The sequence below is a fragment of the Singulisphaera sp. GP187 genome (genome assembly GCF_900129635.1).
Classification (GTDB): Bacteria; Planctomycetota; Planctomycetia; order Isosphaerales; family Isosphaeraceae; genus Singulisphaera.
Genome location: NZ_FSRB01000002.1, coordinates 2,859,521 through 2,883,742 on the forward strand (window position 1 = coordinate 2,859,521; position 24,222 = coordinate 2,883,742).

Genomic DNA, 24,222 nt, shown 5'->3' on the forward strand with positions numbered 1-24,222 from the left:
TCCCCCTCGGTTGTGCGAAAAGCCGACACCCTATAATCAATAAGTCGTCGAGCGTGAATCGATTTTACCCGACAGCCAGAGTTCGAGCCCCATCCGAATGGGGGAGCTATTCATGCAGGAAACCCGTCCCAACCTCCACGCCACCTCGCTCACTCTCCTTGCGAGTGTCCGCGCGAACGAGGAAGGGGCCTGGGCACGCCTGATCGACCTGTATACTCCCATGATCCGGCACTGGTGCGGCCGCGCTGGTTTGCAAGAGGTCGACGTCGATGACGTGGTGCAAGAGGTCTGTCAAGCCGCGCTGGCGGGGTTCGCCGACTTCCGCCGTGACCGCCCCGGCGACACGTTTCGCGGCTGGCTCCGGGTCATTTCCCGCAACGCACTCGCCCTCCACTACCGGCGTAACGGCCGCCTCCCCAAGGCCAGCGGAGGGAGCGAAGCGTTTACGAGGCTTCAAGGGATTGCCGACCCGCAGGTCGAACTCGACGACAATGACGACCCGCCCGCGGTGACCCGGGAACTGTATCGCCGCGCTCTTGAATTGGTCCGCGGCGAGTTCGAGGAACGAACCTGGCAGATGTTCTGGATGACGGTTGTCGAAGACCGCACCCCGGCTGACGTCGCAGCCCAGTATGGTGTCACGCCGGTCGCCGTCCGCAAAGCCAAGTCGCGCGTTCTCCATCGGCTCCGGACCGAACTCGGCGACCTATCCTGGTAAGAACCCCCAGTTTGGCCCGGTCAAAAAAGTGCTGTCACGCCCGGCGCATTTTCTCAATCAGTCAAAAGAATCAGGCGATACGGGCCATTCCTCCGCTGCTTCCGGCGATTCGCCGGAAGTCCCGCCCAGCAACGCCTCATTCACGGATCGGCCAGGACAGGTCCGCGGTGCTCCCATCGGGGAACCCGCGGGCGATCGATCACTCGGAGTTTGCACTCACCCCGTCACACAGCAAGAAGTGGAACCGGCACGGTGGAAAGCCAACGTGCCCGTGGGAGACCCAGATTCTCAGGGCGCAGTCGCGCCATCGACGACCCGCGCGGAGGCCGTCCTTCCAGACTGGATCATATCATCTTCTAATCCCATTTCCCTCGAGGAGGTCCCAGTATGAGTCGACGCCAAGGCTTCACCCTCATCGAATTGCTGGTCGTCATCGCCATCATCGCCGTGCTCATCGCCTTGTTGCTTCCGGCCGTTCAGGCGGCCCGCGAGGCGGCTCGACGCGCCCAGTGCACCAACAACCTCAAGCAACTGGGGCTGGCAGCGCATAATTATCTCTCGATCAACGAAGCCTTGCCGGCGCAGAACATGCCCGGCCCCGGCGGAAGCGGCGATTGGGGCTTCAACTGGTACTCCGCACTTCTGCCGCAGATTGAACAGCAGGCCATGTTCAATTCGATCAATTTCAGTCGAGGCGCCTGGGACCTGGACAACACCACCGCGGCCTACTCGCAGCTCGCGACCTGGGTCTGCCCTTCGGAGAGCCAGACCCAGAGAATCTACCTCGGCTACTCGATTGCCAACTACGTGGGAAATTACGGCGGTCCGGGGGCACTTGCACCCTACTCGGGCACGATCATTCCGACCATCGATCTCGAGGTCAACAACAACTCGCCATTAGGGCCGGTCAAGATCGCCGGAATCACCGACGGGACATCGAATACGTCGTTGTTCAGCGAACGGCTGGTTGGCCTCCCTGGCTCCCAAACCGTGGGTCTTACCCCCAATTCGGTGAACGGCAAACGGGGAATCTTCACCACGACGGGGCCGGGAGCCGGGGCAAACTCGGGACAAGCGGCGGCGATGGCATTCGTCAACGGATGCAAGTCCATGACAACGACCTCAACCGATCCCAACGGCAACATCATCGGTGAGTACGCCTTCGTCGGCTACCCCATGCACCTCTGCTTCTCGAGTTTCACCCATTACCTCGGGCCCAACTCCGTGACTTGCGAACAGCCCTCCGGCACGGAGCCATCGTGGCTGGGCATCGGTCCGCTCAGCTCGGCCGCCGCGACAAGTAACCACGCCGGTGGAGTCAACGTTGCCATGGCCGACGGCTCGGTTCGGTTCATCAAGGACTCGGTCAACCTCCAAGCTTGGTGGGCGCTCGGAAGCCGCAACCTCGGTGAGGTGATTAGCGCCGACGCGCTCTGAGCCAGAGCCGGCCCGAACAACCTCGACTCACCCCGTTGCACGGCCGGTGCCGCGACGGGGTGTGATCGCAACGCTCTTCCGAGTTCGTAAACGAAAAGAAATTTGCAATTCAGAGGTTGTCCCATGCGACGCGCAACGCTGATGTCCGTCCCTGCCCTGATCGCTCTGGCTCTGGGCGGCTGCTCCAATGGTCTTGAGGAAGGGATGCCGACGAATATCTCGGAAGCTCCCCACCCTCCGGAAACCGTCACGAATCAGATGCGCGACCATGCGAAGAAGATCGGGGCGATCCGGCGAACCCATGGCCCCGTCTCGAACCGTCCCACCTCGAACCGTCCGCCGGGGAGATGAGCAAGGCCCCCGGCTTGCTCCCCCCACTCTCGTCTGGCCATCGCGGCCGATGCCATGGCCAGTCACGGACAGTGATGCTTGAGTCAGCCTGACGACCCGGGTGGTCCGTTCTTCGGGTTCAAGGCGGCCGCCCCCGATCGGTCGAAGGAGCCAGTCCTCCTCATTGTCCCTCGTGTTTTCGCCGCGCGTTTCGATACGTGGCCGTCTTGGGATTCGCCTCGTTCCATTGCGGTTCCGCGGGGTCGTTGGCAAGCATCAGCAAGGCACGGACGGTCAACCGATTGACCTTGGCCATGTTCACGTAGTCGACCTTGTCCCAGTGATCGCCGAGCCCGTGATAGTCGGGATAATCAAAGGCGACGGAGAGGGTATGGGCAGGGACGCCCAGATCGGCCAGGGCTTGGTTGTCGCTCCTGGCGAAGTAGGCGTCGCTGTTTCGCGGATGTTTGTAGACGCGGATTCCCTCGGCCTGGCCCGCCGCCTGGAACACGTCACCGACCGTGGAAAAATCGATGCCGGTCATCGACGCGGTCGCCACCTGCGGCCCTTCGCTACTATCCGTGCGTCCCACCTGCTCCAGATTGACGTCAGCCACCGTCTTCGCGACCGGAACAAGGGGATGGCGCGCATAATAACGCGACCCAAGCAGGCCCTTCTCCTCGCCAAAGAAGGCAACGAAGACCAGGCTCCGGCGCGGCCTCTGCTTGAGTTTCGCCAGGGCTGAGGCGACCTCAATGACCGCGACGGTGCCACTGCCATCGTCGTTCGCGCCATTGTAGATCCGATCGTCGGCGGCCGAAGGTCGAATGCCGATGTGGTCGTAATGGGCCGTCAAAAGGACATAAGAGTCCTTCAATGTGGGGTCCGAGCCCCGTAACAAGCCGGCGACATTGCGGATTTTGACCGGCCTGAGCGTGGACTCGCCCAGTTAGACGGAGAACTCCCACGGAGATGCCCCAACCGGGAGCGAGTCAAAGAGTTCAACAACCTTCGACTCGTGGACTTTGATGATCGGAAAGCCGAGTCGAGCCGCGAGCGCGGCGCGAAGTCCGTTCGTGTGTTCCGGATCGATCAACCGCTGGCCGTCGAGACCGCTGGCACCCTTCAAATCGCGACTGACATTGACCACGAGAGCGGGCTTCAATTCTCGCATTCGCGTGAGAAACTGATTGAACGCAAGCAAGGTCGTCGGTTGCCGATCGGTCACGACACGTTCGGGATCCGGGCATTCCGTGATGACCACTTTTCCTTGAACCTGATCGAGTTTGAGGGCTTCGGTGTCTCGAAAATCGACTTTGAACGAGGATTTGCTGTTCAGGTCGATCGCCTTTAATCCGGACAGACTGACCTGGTCCTTGCCGAGCCTGATTCGGTCATCACCACTCCGGATTTCGAACGCGAAACTTTGGGCATTCGGCTCGGCGAGCCGCCAGTTCGCGGTCTGAAAATAACCGTCATCGCCGACCGGTTCGAGGCCGGCACGTCGGAACTGAGCCGCGATATATTCGGCGGCGAGGTCCAGCCCGCGTGAGGGGGTGTCGCGACCCTCGAGCAAGTCCGAGGCGAGGAATGAGAGATGTCCTTGCAGTGAGTCCGCCGAGATCTGATCGAGCGCCGCGGATTGGTCGGCCGTGGGTTCAAACCGGGCTGGTCCCTGATCCTCGGCTCCATGAACCCAAATTGCAAAAGTGAGGGCAATGCCCATAATCAGATGTTCGATTCGGAGAATCTTGTCGAGCATGTGAGGACAATCTCTGATAGGTAAGGTCGGCTTCCACGACGATGGCAGAGCAACCCTCCAACCAAGCCTATCGCCATCTCGGAGGGCTTCCGCGACGTTCAAGCTACCAATCCGCTCCCCAAGTCGGCAACACCACGGCCGTGTCCTCCGACCCACCTGGCGCCACACGCCCAACAACATATTTAAGCAACCACCCGATCCAGGGCTAGGAAGCCTCTCGCGACTCGTTCCCACGGGGGACCGTGGGAACGAGGGTAATTCCTCGCTCTATGGCGGGTCGTTGGATGTAAATAGTTTTTGCATCTACAATCCCATAGGATATCCCACTGGATTTTCGCGACGATCAAGACTGCGGGCTCTTGGGTGCCATGCGAGCGAAAACCGCGGTCACTCGACTTTACAAAGAACAAGGAGCGATCAGCGGCCCGTTCGCCTTACTGGCGAGCGAAAAAACCTGGTCCCGGCTCGGGCGAACGTCGACATGCTCCAAGCTCTCTTGCAGTGACTGGCCGTAAAGGTGACGATCTTCGTGCGGGGTCTTTGATTATGGCCCTTGCCAACGCACTCGGGAGAGCCGACTCCCATGACTTTCACCGATCGTCGCCCTGGTACGCTGAACCCATGAGCCTTGAAGATCAAACCACTGGTATTCTGTACGTTGTTGGACTCGGGCCGGGTTCCGCCGGACTGCTCACCCCCGATGCCTCGGCCGCGCTGGCGGCCTCAGACGCGATTGTCGGCTATCGTGGCTACCTTGACCTGATCGAGGATCGGCTCGCGGGAAAGACGATCGTGGGACGCGAGCTCGGCGAGGAGGTCGAGAGGGCCCGACTGGCGCTCGAGCTCGCCGAGCAGGGTCGGACCGTCGCCTTGATCTCAACGGGGGACGCGGGAATCTACGGGATGGGGGGCGTGGTCTGCGAGCTGGCCGCTCGAGTCGGCACGACGGCCGAGCTCGTGGTTGTGCCGGGCGTGACCGCCGCCTGCTCGGCCGCGGCCCGGCTGGGCGCTCCGATCGCGCACGACTGGGCGAGCATCAGCCTGAGTGACTTGCTTACCCCCTGGGACGTGATCGTTCGCCGCGTGAATGCCGCCGCGGAGGCCGACTTCGTGGTCGCGCTTTACAATCCGGCCAGCCGGAAACGAACCCACCAGCTCGCCGCCGTGGCGGACCGGCTGCTCGTCCACCGCTCCCCGGAGACCCCCGTCGGCCTGGTCGAGAACGCGTATCGGCCCGGCGAACGGGTCGAGATCGTCACGCTGATGGACCTCGCCCTGGGAAAAGCGAGCGTCAACATGTTCACAACCGTCATCGTCGGCAGCTCGCGCACGTTCGTCTCGAACGGCAAGATGGTCACACCGCGGATCTATGCCGCGAAGGCGCCGATTCAGGGCGAGGTTGCTTCACGCGACGAGGCCATGACGAGTCGAGCGGCGGGCGACCAGATCATGGCCGAGTCGCTGGCGATCATCGATTGCGAGCTCGGTCCCGAGCCGACTGACCCAGCCGAACGCGCCGTCGTCCGACGGATGATCCACGCATCGGCCGACTTCGAGTTCGCGGGCGCCCTGAAATTCAGCCCAGGGGCGATCGACGCGGCTGTCAAGGCGTTTCGGGGCGAAGGGCCCAGCGCAGGCGATCGAGCAGTACCCGCAAGTGTAATCACGGATGTGGAAATGCTCAAATCCGGGGTCCGTCGCGATTTAGCCGAGCCGCTGGGCGTTTCCACGTTCTGCCTCCTGAACCACTCTCAGGCACCGCGAATCGCCGCGGACGATGCCATCACCCGCTCGGCCGCGGGGCTCCGATTGGCCGCCTCCGAAGTCGGCGATCACGTGGTCGTCGCCATCGGGAACGCGCCCACGGCCCTTGAGGAAACGCTCAGGTTGATCCGCGAGACGCCCTGGCGGCCGGCCTGTGTGATCGGGATCCCGGTCGGGTTCGTGGGTGTCGAGGCGTCCAAGCAGCGTCTCATTGAGGAATTCTCGGTCAGCGGCGTGCCGTTTATCACGAGCGGGGGACGCAAGGGGGGGACGGCGGTCACCGCGGCCGTGATCAACGCCTTGCTCGAACTGGCGGGAAGCACGCCTCGCACTCGACCGGTTGCGGGGGGCTGATCGCGACTCCGCTCACTCGGGCCGCAAGCAGATTCACATGATCAAGATCGACCGCCCTCCATTCCAGATTGTTCGCGGCTTCTCGGTCGCCCCCCGGAATCCCCAAGGGACTCGTGAGGGGTATACGACGGGAGCCTCGGCCGCCGCGGCCACGCAAGCCGCTTGCCGATTGCTCGAGCGCGACGAACGCCCGGAGTCCGTCGCTGTTCCGTCCCCGCTCGGATTTGACCTGATCATCCCGATCAACCGGCTCGCGTTCGCCGACGGGACGGCGACCGCCGGGGTGATCAAGGATGGCGGAGACGACCCCGACGTCACTCACGGCGCTGAGGTCATCGTCGCGGTCCGGCGGGTCGAATCGCCCGGGATCCATCTCCGAGGCGGCCCCGGGGTCGGTACGATCACCCAGCCCGGTCTTGAGCTCCCGCCAGGGTCCCCCGCGATCAACCCGGTCCCGCGCCTGATGATCGCCCAAGGGGTAACGATTGCCCTCGGGACCGAGCGGCCGGACCCCGGCGTCGAAGTCACGGTCTCGATCCCAGGCGGTGAGGAACTCGCCAAGAAGACGCTCAATTCCCGGATCGGGATCGTCGGCGGGCTCTCGATCCTCGGCACGACGGGGGTGGTCCGGCCGATGAGCACGGCCAGTTGGCGGGCGTCCGTCCTCCAGTCGATCGACGTGGCCGCCGCCAACAGCCTGAAACACATCGTGCTCACGACGGGCGGGCGGTCCGAGCGGTTCGCCGCAGCCATCTACCCCGCGCTCCCCGAGATGGCCTTCGTCCAGATGGGAATCTTCACCGGCGACGGCCTGCGGAGGGCCGTCGAGCGGGGAGTCCCCAAGGTGACCGTCTGCGGGATGATCGGTAAGCTGGCCAAGCTGGCCACGGGGCAAATGCAGACTCATGTGGCGGGCGGCGGCGTCGACGTCACGTTCCTGGCCGACCTCGCCCGCGACGCCGGGGCTGACGACGCGTTGGTGGCCCAGATCGGTACGGCCAACACCGCGCGCCACGTGGAGGATCTGATCGACGCGGCGGGCTTTACCGAGTTGTACAACCAGATTGCCGCCCGAACGGCCCACACCTGCCAGGCTCACGTCAAAGGTGCCCTTGCGATTGAAGCCGTCATGTTCGACTTCGATGGCGGCATCCTCGGTCGAGCTTCGGTCGACGCGAAGGTAGAACAGGCATGAGTCGCCCCATCCACGTGATCGGCCTCGGCGCAAACGGAATCGAGAGCCTGTCCCCACGCGCCAAGCAGGCGCTCAGCGCGGCGACGTTCCTCGCGGGAGGGAACCGGCATCTCGCCCTGGTCGAGCCCCGAGCGATCATCGAGCGCTTCGCCGTCACGAACAACCTCAATGCGCTGGTCGACCGGCTCCGCGACCGAGGTCCGGACGAACGATGCGTGGTCCTCGCGTCGGGTGACCCGCTCTGCTACGGCATCGGCGTCACCCTCCAGCGAGCGCTCGGGTCCGATCAGCTTGAAGTCGAGCCGGCCCTCTGCAGCCTTCAACTCGCGTTCGCCCGCACGACCCAGTCGTGGCACGACGCGGCGATCGCGAGCATCCACGGCCGACCGACTGCCTCGGTTTTGATCCCACTGCTCGGCGCACCGAAGATCGGCCTGTTCACCCAGGATGGTTCGAGCCCCGCGGCAGTCGCCGAATTCTTCCTGGAACGCGGCCTCGACGACTACCAAGCCTGGGTCTGCGAGGATCTCGGAAGCAGTTCGGAGCGCGTCACCCCCCTGGAGATTCAGGACCTTCCGCACCGTCGGTTCCGCGAATTGAACTTCCTGGTCCTGATCCGCCGCGCGGACAGCGAATCGTCCCCGGGTTCTCCGCCCCTCCGGTCCAGCGTCCCGGCCGACGATCGGTTCGCCCGGCCCGCGAGCGGCCCTGTGCTCTTGACGCATCAGGACGTCCGCTCCGTGGTCCTGAATCGGTTCGAGGATATTCGCCCCGGGCCGATCTGGGACCTGGGTGCCGGGCTTGGAGGCGTTGCGATCGGCCTGGCCAATCAGTTCCCCGCGCGGGACGTGGTCGCAGTGGAGCGATCGCCCACGCAGCTCGCGTATCTCCAGGAGAACCGAAGACGGTTCGCGGCCTGGAACTTGCGGATCATCCACGGGACCGCTCCCGCCGCCCTTGCCGACGAACCGGCGCCCGCCGCCGTCTTCGTCGGGGGTTCGGGGAGTCAGCTCGATCCGATCCTCGACCTCGTCCTCGCACGGCTCGTCCCGGAGGGCCTGTTCGTGGCGAACTTCGTCGGCCTGGAAAACCTGGCGCGAACGTTGGAGCGGCTCCGGCTCGAAGGCTGGTCCCCGACCGTGACCCAACTGCAAGTCAGTCCCGGCCAGGACCTGGCCGGGCTGACGACGTTCGTGCCGCAACGGCCCGTCTGGATTGTCCGAGGCCGACGACCCGCCTGATCAAGGACGGACTTGCAATGGCGGAGCGTTCGGGGCTGAACATCGCAGCGGTTCTCTGGGGAATCGCCTTCGCTGCACTGGCGATGGCGGCACTCACCACCAAGGCCAGCGCCAACGGAGTCATCGGCCTGACCGGTGTGGGACACGCACTCACTGGGCTTGCGCTCGGCATGGCCATGGCCGACAAGGACTCCGTGCGTTCCCTGGCCGGACGGTCCACGACCCTGCTCTATCTCGCGGTCTTCCTGGTGCTCGAGCTGGCTGGGCTCCTTCTGATGCGGGCGATGGGGGAGCGAAACCTGTCGCTCTGGTTCGCGCTCGGCGCGAGCTTCGCGACGTCTGGGATCGCGGTCACCTGGCTGCGTGTCCCCAGCGACAGCGTCCTGGCTTGCCAACTCTTCTTCCACTCCGCGATCATCGCCCCGCTGGTCGCGGCCTTGCCCGCCTTCTTGATCGACCTGACCCGGAATGAAGGACTCGGCGGCGTCCTCTTGGGACTGACGACGATGAGTCTGACAGTCTCGGTCGGCTGCGTCGTCGCGGTCCCGCTCTTGATCGTGGCGCTGATCACGGCCTTGGCGTACAACCTCTCAAGGCCGAGGGCCGACCAGGACCTCCCGTGGGCGGTTCTGACCGCTCACCAGTTGATGTTCGCCATCCTCGTCTTTCGATGGGCCGGCGACGGTCTCTGACCGTTGGGCTCAACGGACGAGAAGCGCAATCCCGAATCCGCAGGCGAATGTTACCGCCAAGGTACCGAGAGCCGCACACAAGGCGGCTCTTGGTTTCTGCTCGGCGAAGCTGGCGAGCGGCTGGAACCAGGTCGGATAGTTCGGCCGGACCGTGATCACGGCGGGCGGCGCGGCCACGGGGGGCGGAGTCACCACCACGGCGGGTGATGCCGGGGCCGGCGCAGGGGCCGGTTCTCGTTCCGGCGGGGGCGCGACTCGCTTGGTCCGGGGGCGAATCAGGGCCAGGAGTGCTTCGGAGGCTTCGGTCGCGGTCTGAAACCGTTCGCTCGGCTTGTACGCCAGCAGCTTATCGACGACTTTCACCAGGCCAGCGGGAAGGTTGGGCTGAACTTCGGTGAGCGGCACCGGCCGGCCGCTGATCCGTTTGCCCAGTCGCTCGATCGGATTTTCGCCGGGATAAGGCAGGCGACCGGTCATCATGTGATACATCGAGCAACCGAGGCTGAAGAGATCGCTCCGCCCATCGACGTCACGACCGCAGGCCTGTTCGGGGGACATGTAGTCGACCGTGCCGACCGCGATCCCGTCGGCCGTCGCGAACGACGACTGATCGTCGGCCTCCATCAAGACGCCGAGCCCGAGGTCGAGGACCTTGATCTTGAGGTCGTCGGTCAGGAGTAGGTTTGACGGCTTGACGTCGCGATGCACGATCCCCTGCTCGTGCGCGTGAGCCAGGCCAAGCGCAGCCTGGGCGGCATAGTTGACCATGTCGGGAGGTGCAATGGGCGCCTTGCGGAACAACTGGGCCAAACTCTGCCCGCGCACATACTCCATCACGATGTAGAGAATCTTGTTCAGTTGGTCGGCGTCGTAGGCGCGCACGACATTCGGGTGGTCGAGCCGCCCCACCAGCTTCATCTCGCGATAGAACCGAGCCACGACGCGCTCGTTCGTAGCGATCTCAGGCGCGATGATCTTGAGCGCCACGACCCGGTCCATCATCAAGTGGTGGGCCTTATACACCCGCCCCATCGATCCCGAACCCAGTCGGTCGAGGATGGCGTAGCGGCCGACGACCATCCCGTGCGACTTGTTGCTCAGGAATCGCTTCGTCTGATACGCGGTGAGTACATTGTCGTGGACGAGCCGTGCCGCGAGCGCTCGAGATTCGTTGGGGTACTCGCCGCTAAGAACCTTGGCCTTGACGTCCTGGAATTGGCGATCGGTCAGCACGCCCGCGGACTGGATCACCGGCAGGAGATTGAGCGGAATGCTCTCCGACGGCTTCGGCTTCTCGAAGGTCGCCATGGCGATTCCACCCGGTTTGCTTGGCCGGCATCCACTGCTTCGTTTCAGCGAGGCGAGGCCCGCAGCTTCGCCAGACATCCGACGATACCACAGGTTTGACGTAACCTCAAAGAAACTATTCGTTGGGACGATTGGCATTCCCGGAACAGCCGCATTCTTGCCACAAGCCACAAATTCCCTAAAATCAACCCAATCCTCCCATTTTTTACGAAAACCAACCCGGTCGAAGGCCGTCCAGACCCGCGATGGTCACGATCGCGCGGGGGAAAAGGTCCGACGAAATCCTTGATCCTTCACAGGTCCTTAGCTTTGGTGGAGCGGCGCCTGGACATCGTCGCTGGCGGCGACTACGATTTCGATCGATGCGCCGAGCCAGGCTCAAGGCCTCCAGGGGACCGGTGCGTCCCCTTCGAACCCACAAAGGAATATCGCAATGACGGCGTCAGCCGACCCGCAGTCGCCCCTTCGAGACTTTCGAAAGACGCAGGAATTCTTCATTGGCATCGACAGCGACGGCTGCGCATTCGACACGATGGAGGTGAAACACAAGGAGTGCTTCATCCCCAACATCATCGAGTTCTTCGGCTTGGCGGCCGTCTCGAAGTACGCGCGTGAGGCTGCGGAGTTCGTCAACCTCTACTCACTCTGGCGGGGAATCAACCGCTTTCCCGCCCTGACCATGGCGCTCGACCTCTTGACCGAGCGTCCCGAAGTGACCCGCCGAGGCTTCCAGGTGCCGAGGCTGGCGGGTGTCCGAAGCTGGATCGAGCGCGAGACCAAGCTGGCCAACCCGACCCTGAAGGCCGAGGTCGCCAAGACCAACGACCCGGACCTCGCCCTTGCCTACGAGTGGAGTGAGGCGGTCAACCGGAAGGTCGGCGACATCGTCCGCGACGTCCCCCCGTTCCCGTTCGTACGGAAGTCGATCGAGGCAATGAGTGGCAAGGCCGATGTGATGGTGGTTTCGGCCACACCGGGCGAGGCGCTGAACCGCGAGTGGGAAGAGCACGGGCTCAAGTCTCACCTCGCGCTGATCGCCGGGCAAGAGATGGGAAGCAAGAAGGAACATCTCGGCATTGCCGCGTCCGACAAGTATGAAAAAACCAAGATCCTTATGATCGGCGATGCACCCGGCGATCGCAAGGCGGCCGAGGCCAACCACGTGCTCTTCTACCCGATCGACCCCGGTCAGGAAGACGAGTCCTGGCAGCGGTTCTACGAGGAGGCCCTGCCTCGGTTCTACGCGGGCACATACGCAGGCGCCTACATGAACGAGCAGATCGCTCGGTTCGAGAAGCTGCTACCCGGAACGCCCCCTTGGAAAAAAGCGTAAGTGGCATCGCCGTTGCGATGATCGCGCTCGCTCGTCAACCCCAAACGTCACTCGGTCTCGATCCAACCCACCGGCCCGTCGAAGGAAATCGTCTCATGGCTGCTCGTAACGTCGTCGTTGCCCAATCCGGGGGACCGACCTGCGTCATCAACAACTCGTTGCGCGGGATCGTCGAGACTTGCCGCCGCGATCCGAAGACCTTCGGCACCGTCTATGCCGGAAATTTCGGCATCGAAGGCGTCCTCAAGGAGGAGTTGATCGACCTGTCCGCCACCTCGGACGAGGAGATCGCCCTCCTGCGGACCTCCCCCGCGGCCGGGGGAATCGGCACCTGCCGGTACAAGCTCAAGAAGGGGCAGGACGAAGATTTCTCCCGCGTGGTCGACGTGCTCAAGGCGCACAACGTCGGCTATTTCTTCTACATCGGCGGTAACGACTCGCAAGACACCGCGCACAAGGTAAGCGAACTGGCGCGCGACCGCGGGCTCGAGCTGGTCGCCACCGGCGTCCCCAAGACGATCGATAACGACCTGGGCGACGCGGAGTTCACCTTACTCGACCACTCCCCCGGCTACGGCTCGGTCGCCCGCTACTACGCCCAGTACGTCCGGCAGGTGAACGAGGAAAACTCCGGCTCGTGCCCGGCCGACCCCGTGATCGTGATCCAGGCGATGGGCCGCAAGATCGGCTACATCCCGGCCGCCGCCCGGCTCGCCGACCCGCATCGCAAGATGCCGCTCCAGATCTACCTGACCGAGTCCGGAGTCTCGCTCGAACAGCTCGGTGAGAACGTCGTCAACCAGCTCAAGTCCGACGGCCGCTGCATCGTGGTCGTGAGCGAAGGCTTCGACGTCGGTGAGTACGGCGTGGCGCGCGACAACTTCGGCCACGTCCAGTACAGCTCGAGCCAGACGACCGTCGCGCAGACCGTGGTCAATTACCTGAACACGCTGAAGTTGCCGGTCCCCGGCAAGGCGCGTGGCCAGGTCCCCGGCACCGACCAGCGGAACGCGATTGCCTACGCGAGCGTGGTCGACCTCGACGAGGCGTACGGGGTCGGCTGCCACGCCGTCGAGATCGCCCGCAAAGAGGGGAACGGCTGGATGGCGACCATCCTCCGCGATCACACGCAAGCCTCTTACAACGTCCGGTTCGACAAGGCGCCGCTGGAGAAGGTCGCCAACTCCGAGCGCTACTTCCCCAAGCACTGGATCGCCTCCAACCGGATCGACGTCACCGATGACTTCCTCGCCTACGCCCGCCCGCTGATCGGCGACGACTGGGTGAGCGTCCCCATGGTCGATGGTCTCGCCCGGTTCGCGCGGATCGAGAAAAAGCTGGCCCCCAAGCAGTTGAGCGAGTACGTGCCGCAGACCTATCGGAAGGCCTGAGCCACGAGCGGCCGGGCCGTTCGGGGTTTCACCCGGCGGCTCGGCCCGGCTACGGTGTCAACACGTCGGTCAATCTAAACAAGTTGATTGTTTTCCAATTTTTTAAGAAGGCCCGAGTTCCCCAATGACGACACCTACCGCCGACATCGGTCTGATTGGCCTTGCCGTGATGGGCGAGAACCTCGTCCTGAACATGGAGAGTCACGGCTTCACGGTCGCCGTCTTCAACCGGACCACCTCGAAGGTGGATGACTTCGTCAACGGCCGAGGCAAGGGCAAGAAGCTCGTCGGCTGTCATTCGGTTGAGGATCTGGTCAAGTCGCTCAAAAGCCCGCGCAAGATTATGATCATGGTCAAGGCCGGGGCGCCTGTGGACCAGGTGATCGATGAGCTCGTGCCGCTGCTCGATCCCGGCGACATCCTGATCGACGGCGGCAACACCCACTACCCCGACTCGACCCGCCGCACCCGTGACCTCAAGGCGAAGGGCTTGCTGTTCATCGGCACCGGCGTTTCGGGCGGCGAAGAAGGCGCGCTCAAAGGGCCGTCGATCATGCCCGGCGGCAACCCCGACGCCTGGCCCCACCTCAAGCCGATCTTCCAGGCGATCGCCGCCAAGGTCGACGACGGCACCCCCTGCTGCGACTGGGTGGGTCCCGAAGGGGCCGGCCACTACGTCAAGATGGTCCACAACGGCATCGAATACGGCGACATGCAGTTGATCTGCGAAGCCTACCAGATGCAGCGGACCCTGCTCGGCATGGGGGCGCCCGCCATGCACGACGTCTTCGCGCGCTGGAACAAGGGGCCGCTCGACAGCTACCTGATCGAGATCACCCGCGACATCCTCGCCTACAACGACCCGGACAGCGGCCAGCCGATGGTCGACCTGATCCTCGACACCGCCGGCCAGAAGGGGACGGGCAAGTGGACCGTCACCTCGGCCCTCGACCTCGGGGTGCCGCTCACCCTGATCGCCGAGGCCGTCTTCGCGCGCTGCCTGTCGGCCCAGAAGGACGAACGCAAGGCCGCCTCGAAGGTCCTGAGCGGTCCCTCGGCCAAGTTCACCGGCGACCCCAAGGCCCTGATCGATGACATCGAGATGGCCCTCTACGGCAGCAAGATCGTCTCGTACGCGCAGGGCTACGCCCTGATGAACGCGATGGCCAAGGAAGAGGGCTGGGAAATCAACAACGGCGGCGTCGCCCTGATGTGGCGCGGTGGCTGCATCATCCGAAGCGCCTTCCTCGGCAAGATCAAAGAGGCATTCGACCGCGACCCGAAGCTCACCAACCTGATGCTCGACCCCTACTTCACGGGCGAGCTTGCGAAGGCTCAGGACGGCTGGCGCCGCGTCTGCGCGGCGGCCATCACCCACGGCGTGCCGATTCCGGCCATGACCTCGGCCCTGTCCTACTTCGACGGCTATCGGACCGAGAACCTGCCCGCCAACTTGCTGCAAGCCCAGCGCGACTTCTTCGGGGCGCACACCTACGAGCGGACCGACAAGCCGCGCGGCCAGTTCTTCCATACCAACTGGACCGGCCGTGGTGGCACGACCTCGTCGTCGACCTACAACGTCTGACGTCAGTTGGAGCCAAACGGACGGCGGGAGGAGAAGCCCCTTTCCGCCGTCCTTGACTGTCGCCCTGAGGCCGCCTCGATCAATGCGGGGCGGCTTCCTGCTTCTCTGGGATTCGGAAATGGCGGAGCGATTCGGCCGCAAGCCGAAGGTCGTCCCGCGGCCGCCAGCTCTGAAGCTGGGCGAGTCGAGCCCGCACGTGATCGCGGCGGTCGAGCGAGAACGGATGGGTGCGGCCGAACGAAAAGAACGGATTGTCCGGCTGGTCGTTCTTCCGGGCGTGCAGCCTTTCAAAGAAGCCGACCAAGCCCTGGGGGTCATATCCCTCTTGGTACAACCAGGTGACCGCCGCGCAGTCCGCCTCGGTCTCATGCTCGGGCCGAAACGGATTGACGAGCAGTCCCAACAGCGCGGCCTGCTGGGTGAAGAAGCGGTCGAACGAGTCGCCCATCGTGGGTGGACGAGCGTAGGTCGTCTCCGCGAGCTTGCTTCGACGCACATAGCCATAGAGGTGGCCGAGGTCGAGGTGGGCCAGCTCATGGGCAACCACCCCGGCCACCGTCGCTTCGTCGGGCTCGTCAAGCAAGGCCGTGGTGAAGACGAGAAATCCTCCGGGGAAGGACTGGCCGTCGGAAATCGGCGCATTCACCAGGGAGACGTCCACCTTGGGATAGCGGTCGCGGTGCTTCATCCGCCTGGCGAGCCGATCCACGAGGGCTCGGAGGTAATCGAGCCGGATCCCGTCCTCGACAACTTGGAAGCCACGCGCTTTCGCCTTGGCGAGATATTCGTCACGAGTCCGGAGGCCTGCCCTCCGCTCCTCGACCACGCTCACCGACACGCCTTCCAGGGCAGGCTCTTCCATCCGGGCGAGCTCTCCGAGAAAATCGTTGAATCCGGTCGCCGGATTTCTCGCGAGGCTCTCGCCCATCCGTTGGAACATCTCGGGCATCGAACGTGCGGGAGGAGGTAACCGCCGGCGCGGACTGGGACAGTCCGGCGGCTCATCCCCACCCCGCCGCCGCACGCGTCGGCCGCCTGACTTCGCCTTGGACGTGCTCCGCCTCGGTGTCGCCTCCGTCTGGTTCCCGCCGACGGTTAGAGTGGGTTCGATGGGAAGATCCGCGGCGGCCTGGAGCCTGCTCCCTGGGAACAACAGAATCAGGAAAAGCAAACCCGCAAAAGTTCGAAGCGCCCTCGGTGGTTCCATGACCGAATTCCTGAGGTCTTCCCGCGAAATTCAAGAATGAGCAGGCCACATTTCCCTCTCAGTAGGGACGCCCGGACGCTTGACTTATTCGACCCGGATCGAACACTCTGAAGGATAATAGGAACGCGAGTCCGACAAGACGACAGGGCGATCCTTACCCAACGGGACGCGTCGGAAACGAGAGAGCTATGAAGACCGGCACGGGCCGCTGCCCAAGTTGCGACGAACCGATCAGTGAGGGAACGCCCGTTCATCGCTGTTCCGTGCGCGAAGACATGACGATCCTCGACGATCAATTTGGAGCCATAAAACCCCAGTCAGACCTGCTCGGCGAGACCGTGGCGTATCAAGGGAGCATGATCCTTCAGATCGAGGACTCGGGGTCCTCACTGCCGGATGACTTTGACGACGGCTTCCCCATGGTGGACGACCTGATCGACCAGACCCTCGGCCAGTACAAGCTGGAGTCGGTGGTCGGACGCGGCTCGATGGGTCGGGTCTACCGCGCCCAGCACCTCGGCCTGGCGCGCTCCTGCGCGATCAAGGTGATGAATCCGGGCTTGGTCGCCAAGCAACCGCAGATCCGCGAGCGATTCTGGGCCGAAGCCCGAGCGGTCGCCAACCTCCTCCACCCTCATGTGGTGACGATCCATAACCTGGGGAGCGACCGGGGCTATCACTTCATCGAGATGGAATATGTGGCCGGCGGACTGAGCCTGAGTGAGTCGCTGGTCCGCGAGGGGCCGTTCGACTCGGTGCGGGCGTCAACCCTGGTCCGCCAGGTCGTCCTCGCCCTCGGCGCCGCACATCAGTCGGGGATGGTCCATCGCGACGTCAAGCCGTCCAACGTCCTGCTGACGGCCGCCGGCGACGCCAAGCTCGCCGACTTCGGCCTGGTGCGGCGGATCAGCGAACTGGAACGCGCGGGCGTCCCGGTGGCCGGGACGCCTACCTACATGGCGCCCGAGCTGTTCGCGGGCATCCCGGCCAGCCACCGCTCCGACATCTACGCGGTGGGGGTGATGTACTATTATCTGATCTCCGCCCGGCTCCCGTTTGCCTCGGACCAGATGGGCGAGTTGATCTCGCTCCATCGCTTCGGGCGGATTCCCGACGTCCGATCGATCATCCCGACGATTTCCGACCACGTGCTGACGATCCTGAACCGCTGTCTCGCCAAACATCCCGACGATCGCTACCAGTCGGCCGAACACCTGGCCGAGGATCTCCAGGCCGCGATCTACAACCTCCGCGAAACCGAGGCGCTCGTTCGGGAGAGCGTCGAAGGGCTCCACTGCTTCATCCAAGGCGGGCGGGACAATTATCGGATCCTGTTTGAACTGCCTAACGACCGGCTCCAGGAAGTCTACCTCGAGGTCACCCAGGACGACCACGGTCAGCGCATCCTTTCGGTCTTCTCCGTCTGCGGACCGGGCGATCCGAAACACTATGAGTTCGCCCTCAAGCTCAACGACAAGTTGACGTACGGTAGCCTCTCCATCCGCAACGTCAACGGCCAGCCGATGTTCGTGATGACCCGTACCTTTGCGCGCGACCTCGTCTGCGCGACCGACGTCCGCGCCGCCCTGCTGGAGATCGCGCGCCGGGCCGACCACGTCGAGATGCAACTGACCAATGCCGACCTTTATTAAGCATCGGCCGTCGGTTCAGTGCTCCGATTTACCAAGCGAACGAGAAGACCCGATCTCAACAACCCTGGCCACAGCCATGGGGACTTCCAAGTTTCCTCATTTTTGAATCACGGGAATCCGTCCGCTGGTCGCCCCGGGTTGGACTCGAACCCGTTTAGGAACGCTTCGCCACAGCCGTTTCCCCCTGCTTCGGCACGATCGGCCGTGGCGTCTTTCAAGGTCGCGGTCTTGGGTGCCTTTGATTGCAAAACACTTCGCGAGACCTCACGTATGCCGCTCGCTCAACGGACCGCGGCCGTTAGCCTGGCCCTTTCAATCGGAATCGTGGCGGTCGCCATTCTCCTCTTGATCTGGCTCTGGTACGAACGCCGAGACCGAGATCCCGACCTCCCGGAGGTCGACGCCAAACACTTCAAACGGCAGGATTTTCGGAGGGCCCTGGTCGCTCTGATTCTCCTGGTCCTGGCCGTTGAGATTTACGTCGGGTCGCCGATGGAACCCAAAGTCGGTGGACGGGCGAACTATGCGTTCCTCCTGATCTGGCTCACCGCCTTCGCACTCATCCTCGGCTTGCTGGTGCTCGCCAGCTTCGACTGGATCGCGACGCGGCTCTACGCGCGAAGACATCTCGAAGAACTCGTCCGAGAACGACTTGAAATCCTCCGCGCCGAGCAACAACAACTCCTCGCCCTCCGGGACGGGAACCGAAACGGCTCGGAGGCTCACCAGGATGACTTGTCCACCCCATAATCGCCCCGGCCTCCCGGCCGGGTTTCGGAGCGTGGTCGAGTTCCCCTGGGTTGACTGTGCGCATCGTGAGGTTTTGGGAAACCTCGGTGAAGGTTGAGTGAAGTCCTGGTTGACGCAAGGTCCGACGAGGGATACGATTCAACACGATGATCCAGGATGGAATCTGCTTCGCCACGGTGTCGTGTCGAAGCCTCTGAAACGCTGCTTGAGGATCGATCGGCGAGATCCGTTCGGACCCTTCACCCTCGACCGACGACCCTGAACTCTGCACACTGGGTTCACCTCTCGCCGACGCGTGTTTCCTGGCTTGGACCATCGCACCGAAAGCTCCATCCCCTCTGGGAGATCCGCTCGATGCGATCTTTGTTTTCAGCGCGTTGGTCGACGGGGCATGGCTTACTCGCTCTGCTGGCGATCCTGGGTGGCGCTCTGGTTTGCCAGGCCGGCGAACCCGACCGCAAAATGTACTGGAACGTCGAAGACATCCGTCCCGGGATGAAGGGGACGGGGCAAACGGTCATGGTCGGCACCAAACTCGAAGAGTTCGGCGCCGAGGTCCTGGGCGTGATGCGCGGGGTGAGCCCCGGCCGCGACATGATTCTCTGCCGTCTGACCGGCCTCAACCTCGAGCACGCCGGCATCATCCAAGGGATGAGCGGCAGCCCCATTTATATCAATGGCAAACTCCTGGGCGCGGTCGCGTTCGCCTGGGAGTTCGGCAAGGACCCAATCGCGGGGGTCACTCCCTTCGAGCAGATGGTCCAATATGTCCGATCCAACGACCGTCGCATCGCGGCCGAGGCGAAAGACGGCGAAATCCACGCCGCACGGTCGATCCCGACGACCCTGATCGACGGCCTGGCCACCGACGCCACCTTCGACGCCTCCCCGACGCCGGTCTCGGGAGGAGCCCTCGGGGGAATGAGGCCGATCGCGACGCCGATCGCCGCGACCGGGTTCAGCCCACGTGCCTTGGCGTTCCTCGGCGATCGATTCCGGCCCCTCGGAATGGCCCCGATGGCCGGCGGTGCCGCCCCCGAACGCGTGATCCGCGAGGAGGGGGATAAACCGCTCGTCCCCGGAGCGCCGCTGAGTATCGCCATGGTGACCGGCGACTTCGACCTCTCCGGGATCGGCACCGTCACCCACGTGGAAGGGAACCGGGTCTACGGCTTCGGCCACCCGATGTTCAGCCTGGGCGCCTGCGAGTTCCCGATGATGACCGGGTACATCCACACGGTCTATCCGCGGGCGAGTGTAAGCATGAAGATGGGATCTCCTCTCAAGGTTGTCGGCGTGCTCGATACCGACGTGAGCACCGGTGTCGCCGGCCACCTCGGTGGTGTTCCCGACATGCTCCCCCTCAGCGTTCGGGTCAAGACCGGGCGCTACTCCGAGCCCCAGGTCTACCACGTCCAGATCGTCCGCGAGCCCAACCTCCTGGCGACCTTGGTGATGACCGTCCTGACCAACGCGATCGACACCGAGGGCAATCTCCCGGAGGAGCTGACCGCGAAGATCAAGGCGACGATCAAGCTCAAAGGGCACGACCCCATCGAGCTCAGCGACACGCTCAGCGGCCCGCGGTTCACCGGGCAAATGGGCGCGGCCAACCTGTTCAGCCCGATCGCCTCGATCGTGAATATCCTGGTGCGAAACCCGATGGCGCCGATCCGCCTGGAGGCGATCGATTGCGACGTCGACATCACCCCAGGCCGAAAGGTGGCGACGATCGAGTCGATCCGGCTCAACTCGGACCGCCTGGAGCCGGGCCAGACCTTGAAGGGGTCGGTGACGATCAAGCCGTTCAAGGGCGATCGGCAAACGGTCGACCTCGAGCTGCCGTTGCCCGCCGACATCCAGGAGGGGAGCTACGAGGCCACGGTCTGCGACATGGGCAACAGCCTGCGACGCCGGCTCCGCAATGAGCCCTCCCTGATGGATCCGCGCGACCTCAGCGCCATCCTCCGGGCGATCCATTTCCAGATCGAACCCCAACGGACCGCCCTCTACCTGCACGTCCCGCTCCAGGACCGCGGCCTCTCCGTCGAAGGACAGTCGCTCCCGAATCTTCCGGGAAGTGCCCGGGCCGTCTTCAACACCAGCCGGCAGAGCCAGGACCCGGCGGTCCGAACCGAGTTAATCCAGGCGGTCAACACCTCGTATGTTGTCGAAGGCATGCAAACGCTCAAATTCACGGTGGTCAAGGACAAGGGTGTCTCGCTCAAATCCGAATAAGCAACCACGAACCGATCGATCTCGCGCCGTCACCGGGACCCCTGCTCCTTTCAACGAAGCTGAAACGCCTCGGGGTGGCCGGACCTCAGCCCGTGCTGGGGTCGCTCCCGCGGTCTGAATGCCCCAAAAGGAATTCCGATGATCTTGAACGCGAAGTTCGAGCGGGCGGCCCTCGTTGCCGCTTGCCTCCTGTTGCTGGCAGCCCTCGGCGGACTCCCACCCGCCCTCGGCAAGCTCGAGACCTGGCGGCAGGAAACGTCCTCGGCCTTCGTCAAGGGTCATCGCGAACGGGTCGTCGTCTCCGAAAACGGCCGGGTCCGGCTTGGCCAATCGCTGACCGACGTGGAAAAAATCGACGCGGCACGCGTCTGGGACCTGGCCCGCAAGCCGGACGGCACCACCTACGCAGCCACCGGCGACGAGGGCAAGGTCTTCCGCCGTGAGCCCAAGGAAAGCGCAGCCTGGACCGTCGCCTACGACGCCGCCGACTCCCAGGCCCTCGCGGTTGACGTCTTGCCCGACGGCCACGTGTTCGTCGGTACCGGCCCGACCGGCCTGATCGTCGACGTGACCGACGCGGACAAACCAGTCACGACGCCTCGGCTCGACCCCGACGTCAAATACATCTGGGACCTGGCCCACGACGCCAAGGGCAACCTCTACGCCGCCACCGGCCCGACCGGCCAGCTCTGGAAGCTCGCGCCCGACGGCAAGCGCACCTTGCTCCTCGACAGCAAGCACCCCCACCTGCTCTGCGTCGCGGTCAGCCCCGACGGCTCGATCTACGCTGGGAGCGACGGCGAGGGCCTGATCTATCGCGTCTCGGCCGAGGGTAAGACCTCGGTCGTCTACGACGCCCCCCAATCCGAAATCCGCTCGCTTCTGATCGCTCCCGATGGAGCGCTCTACGCCGGAACCGCCGCCGAGTCGGGCGGTGGTGGCGGTTCAGGGCGTGGCAACTCGCTCTTCTCCTCGGGCGGAACCGCGGAGGCGACCCGCCCCCCCGGCGCGATCAACACGTCGGTCCCCCCCGAAACACCGAAGGCGGCCCCCGCGCCCTCGCCCGCGACGACCAAGGCGGCTCCCTCATCGACCGGCGGCTCCGCCTCGCCGCGTTCCTCCGCAGGCGACAACGCCGTCTATCGGATCGGGCCCGACGGCGTCCCGCGTGAAGTCTTCCGGGCTCGCGCCCTGGTCTATGCCTTGGCCTGGCATGCGAACCGGTTGCTGGTGGGAACAGGGCCGGAGGGCCAGCTCTACGAGGTCCGCGACCTGGATGAGACCACCCCGATCGCCCACCTCGATCACGGTCAGATCCTCTCGATGCTCTCCGAGCCAGACGGTGGGCTCTTGATTGGCACGGGGGACCCAGGTGCCGTCGTCCGGCTCAATACCGGCTACGTCGCGAGTGGCTCACTCGTCTCCGACGTCCTCGACACCAAGCTCATCAGCCGCTTCGGCGCCTTGACCTGGCGGGCCGATCAGCCCAAGGGAACGGCGATCGCCCTGCAAGTCCGCACCGGCAACGTCGGCGAGCCGGACTCGACCTGGTCGGCCTGGTCGCCCGAGCAGACCGACCCCGACGGGTCGCAAGCCCACTCCCCGTCGGCCCGTTTCGCCCAGTACCGCGCCACGCTCTCCACACGCGACGATTCGGTCACCCCCGAGCTCCGGTCCGTCTTCCTCCGCTATCAGACCGCGAACCTCCCGCCCGAGATCACCAAGGTCGAGGTACCCGACGTGGCCGTCGCCGACGGCACGACCAAGCAGGGCCGCCTGAACCTGAAGTGGAGCGTCACCGACCCGAACAGCGACGACCTCGAATACACGCTCCACATCCGCAAGGACGGCTGGCCCGACTGGATCCGCCTGGGCGACGAGCGCCAGACGACCTCAAGCTACGACTGGGACACCACCGCCGTCCCCGCCGGCCTCTACCGCGTTCGCGTCACCGCCAGCGACCGCCCGTCCAACAACCCGGATGACACCCTGATCCGCGACCGCGTGAGCGACCCGTTCATCGTCGATCACGACAGCCCCACCATCGCCATCGCCACCCAACCGCGAGGCGCCACGATCACCCTGACGGATCAACTGACCCGACTCGTGAAAGCAGCCTACGCCCTCGACGGCGGTGATTGGGTCCCCATCTTCCCCGACGACGGCCTCTTCGACTCCTCCAAAGAAACGATCACCGTCGCCTTCCCCGACCTCAAGCCCGGCAGCCACATCCTCGTCGTCCGCACCACCGACGCCGCAAGCAACGTCGGAACCGGAGATGCCCTGATCGAGGTCCGTTAAACGCAAAGTCATAATAGCCCTGGTTTTCCATGCTTCGTGATAGATGGAATGGCGGCTACCGATTCGCTCCTTGAACGTAGCAGGCTTGAGACTTTCCAAGTCGTCGATTAGGATCTGTGCTCGGTCGTCGCTCAGACGACCGAGCCAGTCATCCTCTCAAGTCGGGCGATTAGCTCAGTTGGTTAGAGCGCCTGCTTTACACGCAGGATGTCGGGGGTTCGAGTCCCTCATCGCCCACTCCTAAGTGTCTGCCAGGACTAGACTTAGGGTAAGCCGGATTTGTGATGATTTTCCTGTGACGATTGCTGTGACGATTCGGTCGGCCGAATGGTCGTTCTTTGAGCTGAATCTGACGCGAGTCACAGGAGTTTTACGGCGTAGTTGACACCCTCAGTGAGTCAATTCTCGCTCAGTCGAAAGTGGGTCCCACCTTCCCCGACAGCAGCCGACTGGGCTCCCTCGGTGTCGGTCGGGGGCATGGCGGTCTCCCTCGGAACATGTGACCTTATTCCTTGCCCTGGTCGTTTTTCTTCTTGAATCCGACCTCGGTTCCGGTCCAGGAAGACCTTCGGGTTTGGCTCCGCTGGTTGGCCTGAATGATCTCGCCAGAGTTGAGTTCCAGGGACGTGAGCCAGCCCCGAAGAACCTGCACGACAAGAGGATGCGGTTCACCATCCTCGTGCAAGGTAAGCCTTCGCCTAACCCGTTTTCTCGTGCCAGGTAGCCTGTAGATCGATGAGGAGGTTTCGAGTACAAGGGTGCTTATCATGGATGGCACGCTTGTCGACCCACCTCCAGTTCTCGAACTGGCTGATTTGTCCGAACTGGTGTGGGAACTTCGTCGCGAAGTCCTCGAACTCCGCCAGGAAGTCGGCGATTTACGACGAGAGAACACCGAACTCCGGCAACAGGCCGGGTAATGGAAAGCGATCCACGCCCGGGCGGCTCAACGGGCCGCGACGTT

The 24,222-nt window shown here is 63.9% G+C and carries 19 protein-coding genes and 1 tRNA gene; 16 read left to right on the forward strand and 4 right to left on the reverse strand.

Going from position 1 to position 24,222, the window contains the following annotated elements; genetic code table 11:
* The first annotated feature begins 112 nt into the window (after window positions 1–112).
* The 3 genes from BUS42_RS35460 (at window position 113) to BUS42_RS35470 (ending at window position 2,506) form a co-directional block, all read left to right on the forward strand.
* Complete coding sequence (locus BUS42_RS35460; RefSeq protein WP_074315093.1) at window positions 113–718, forward strand: sigma-70 family RNA polymerase sigma factor; 606 nt, start codon at window positions 113–115, stop codon at window positions 716–718.
* A gap of 387 nt (window positions 719–1,105) precedes the next feature.
* The gene (locus BUS42_RS35465; protein WP_074315096.1) at window positions 1,106–2,155 is read left to right on the forward strand and encodes a DUF1559 family PulG-like putative transporter; all 1,050 of its coding nucleotides are present in this window, start codon (window positions 1,106–1,108) and stop codon (window positions 2,153–2,155) included.
* 123 nt (window positions 2,156–2,278) lie between these two features.
* The gene (locus tag BUS42_RS35470) at window positions 2,279–2,506 is read left to right on the forward strand and encodes a hypothetical protein (protein ID WP_074315098.1); all 228 of its coding nucleotides are present in this window, start codon (window positions 2,279–2,281) and stop codon (window positions 2,504–2,506) included.
* Between the two features lie 160 nt (window positions 2,507–2,666).
* Here the strand turns inward: BUS42_RS35470 and BUS42_RS45685 are convergent, their stop codons facing one another.
* Both BUS42_RS45685 and BUS42_RS45690 read right to left on the reverse strand, forming a co-directional pair.
* On the reverse strand, window positions 2,667–3,386 hold the full coding sequence (locus BUS42_RS45685) for a M28 family peptidase (protein WP_256386222.1): 720 nt from the start codon (window positions 3,384–3,386) through the stop codon (window positions 2,667–2,669).
* 48 nt (window positions 3,387–3,434) lie between these two features.
* Window positions 3,435–4,247 carry a hypothetical protein gene (locus tag BUS42_RS45690; protein WP_254054003.1) on the reverse strand — a complete coding sequence of 271 codons (813 nt, stop codon included), beginning with the start codon at window positions 4,245–4,247 and terminating at the stop codon, window positions 3,435–3,437.
* A gap of 621 nt (window positions 4,248–4,868) precedes the next feature.
* On the opposite strand from BUS42_RS45690, the gene cobJ reads away from it, so the two are divergent.
* From cobJ to BUS42_RS35495, 4 genes are read left to right on the forward strand one after another with little or no spacing between them, the layout of a single operon-like run.
* The gene (gene cobJ / locus BUS42_RS35480; protein WP_074315748.1) at window positions 4,869–6,365 is read left to right on the forward strand and encodes a precorrin-3B C(17)-methyltransferase; all 1,497 of its coding nucleotides are present in this window, start codon (window positions 4,869–4,871) and stop codon (window positions 6,363–6,365) included.
* 37 nt (window positions 6,366–6,402) lie between these two features.
* The gene (locus tag BUS42_RS35485; RefSeq protein WP_074315750.1) at window positions 6,403–7,560 is read left to right on the forward strand and encodes a cobalt-precorrin-5B (C(1))-methyltransferase; all 1,158 of its coding nucleotides are present in this window, start codon (window positions 6,403–6,405) and stop codon (window positions 7,558–7,560) included.
* Window positions 7,557–8,801, forward strand: a complete 1,245-nt coding sequence (locus tag BUS42_RS35490) for a bifunctional cobalt-precorrin-7 (C(5))-methyltransferase/cobalt-precorrin-6B (C(15))-methyltransferase (protein ID WP_074315100.1) — start codon at window positions 7,557–7,559, stop codon at window positions 8,799–8,801. Before BUS42_RS35485 ends, BUS42_RS35490 begins: the two co-directional genes overlap by 4 nt.
* A 17-nt stretch (window positions 8,802–8,818) precedes the next feature.
* Window positions 8,819–9,493, forward strand: coding sequence for a hypothetical protein (locus BUS42_RS35495; RefSeq protein WP_074315102.1), 675 nt, complete (start codon window positions 8,819–8,821; stop codon window positions 9,491–9,493).
* A gap of 9 nt (window positions 9,494–9,502) precedes the next feature.
* Here the strand turns inward: BUS42_RS35495 and BUS42_RS35500 are convergent, their stop codons facing one another.
* Window positions 9,503–10,801, reverse strand: a complete 1,299-nt coding sequence (locus BUS42_RS35500) for a serine/threonine-protein kinase (protein WP_074315104.1) — start codon at window positions 10,799–10,801, stop codon at window positions 9,503–9,505.
* 433 nt (window positions 10,802–11,234) lie between these two features.
* Here BUS42_RS35500 and BUS42_RS35505 point away from each other — a divergent pair, with 433 nt between their 5' ends.
* The 3 genes from BUS42_RS35505 to gnd all read left to right on the forward strand — a co-directional run bounded on the left by BUS42_RS35505 (window position 11,235) and on the right by gnd (window position 15,110).
* The gene (locus BUS42_RS35505; protein WP_074315106.1) at window positions 11,235–12,134 is read left to right on the forward strand and encodes an HAD family hydrolase; all 900 of its coding nucleotides are present in this window, start codon (window positions 11,235–11,237) and stop codon (window positions 12,132–12,134) included.
* 95 nt (window positions 12,135–12,229) lie between these two features.
* Complete coding sequence (locus tag BUS42_RS35510; RefSeq protein WP_074315752.1) at window positions 12,230–13,525, forward strand: diphosphate--fructose-6-phosphate 1-phosphotransferase; 1,296 nt, start codon at window positions 12,230–12,232, stop codon at window positions 13,523–13,525.
* A gap of 124 nt (window positions 13,526–13,649) precedes the next feature.
* Entirely contained in the window at window positions 13,650–15,110 is a 1,461-nt protein-coding gene (gene gnd / locus BUS42_RS35515) for a decarboxylating NADP(+)-dependent phosphogluconate dehydrogenase (protein WP_074315108.1), read from the forward strand.
* 79 nt (window positions 15,111–15,189) lie between these two features.
* On the opposite strand, the gene BUS42_RS35520 is transcribed toward gnd, so the two are convergent.
* Window positions 15,190–16,317, reverse strand: coding sequence for a M48 family metallopeptidase (locus BUS42_RS35520; protein WP_074315110.1), 1,128 nt, complete (start codon window positions 16,315–16,317; stop codon window positions 15,190–15,192).
* Between the two features lie 188 nt (window positions 16,318–16,505).
* Here BUS42_RS35520 and BUS42_RS35525 point away from each other — a divergent pair, with 188 nt between their 5' ends.
* The 6 genes from BUS42_RS35525 (at window position 16,506) to BUS42_RS43950 (ending at window position 24,178) form a co-directional block, all read left to right on the forward strand.
* Window positions 16,506–17,969, forward strand: coding sequence for a serine/threonine protein kinase (locus BUS42_RS35525; protein ID WP_074315113.1), 1,464 nt, complete (start codon window positions 16,506–16,508; stop codon window positions 17,967–17,969).
* Window positions 17,970–18,239: 270 nt separating this feature from the next.
* Window positions 18,240–18,719 carry a hypothetical protein gene (locus BUS42_RS35530; protein ID WP_074315115.1) on the forward strand — a complete coding sequence of 160 codons (480 nt, stop codon included), beginning with the start codon at window positions 18,240–18,242 and terminating at the stop codon, window positions 18,717–18,719.
* Between the two features lie 354 nt (window positions 18,720–19,073).
* Window positions 19,074–20,957 carry a SpoIVB peptidase S55 domain-containing protein gene (locus BUS42_RS35535; RefSeq protein ID WP_074315117.1) on the forward strand — a complete coding sequence of 628 codons (1,884 nt, stop codon included), beginning with the start codon at window positions 19,074–19,076 and terminating at the stop codon, window positions 20,955–20,957.
* A 138-nt stretch (window positions 20,958–21,095) separates the two neighbouring features.
* Entirely contained in the window at window positions 21,096–23,258 is a 2,163-nt protein-coding gene (locus BUS42_RS35540) for an SMP-30/gluconolactonase/LRE family protein (protein WP_074315119.1), read from the forward strand.
* 163 nt (window positions 23,259–23,421) lie between these two features.
* Window positions 23,422–23,495: transfer RNA gene (locus BUS42_RS35545), tRNA-Val, on the forward strand.
* Window positions 23,496–24,025: 530 nt separating this feature from the next.
* Window positions 24,026–24,178: a hypothetical protein gene (locus BUS42_RS43950; protein WP_159452335.1), complete on the forward strand. Its 153-nt coding sequence runs from the start codon at window positions 24,026–24,028 to the stop codon at window positions 24,176–24,178.
* The last annotated feature ends 44 nt before the right edge of the window (window positions 24,179–24,222 follow it).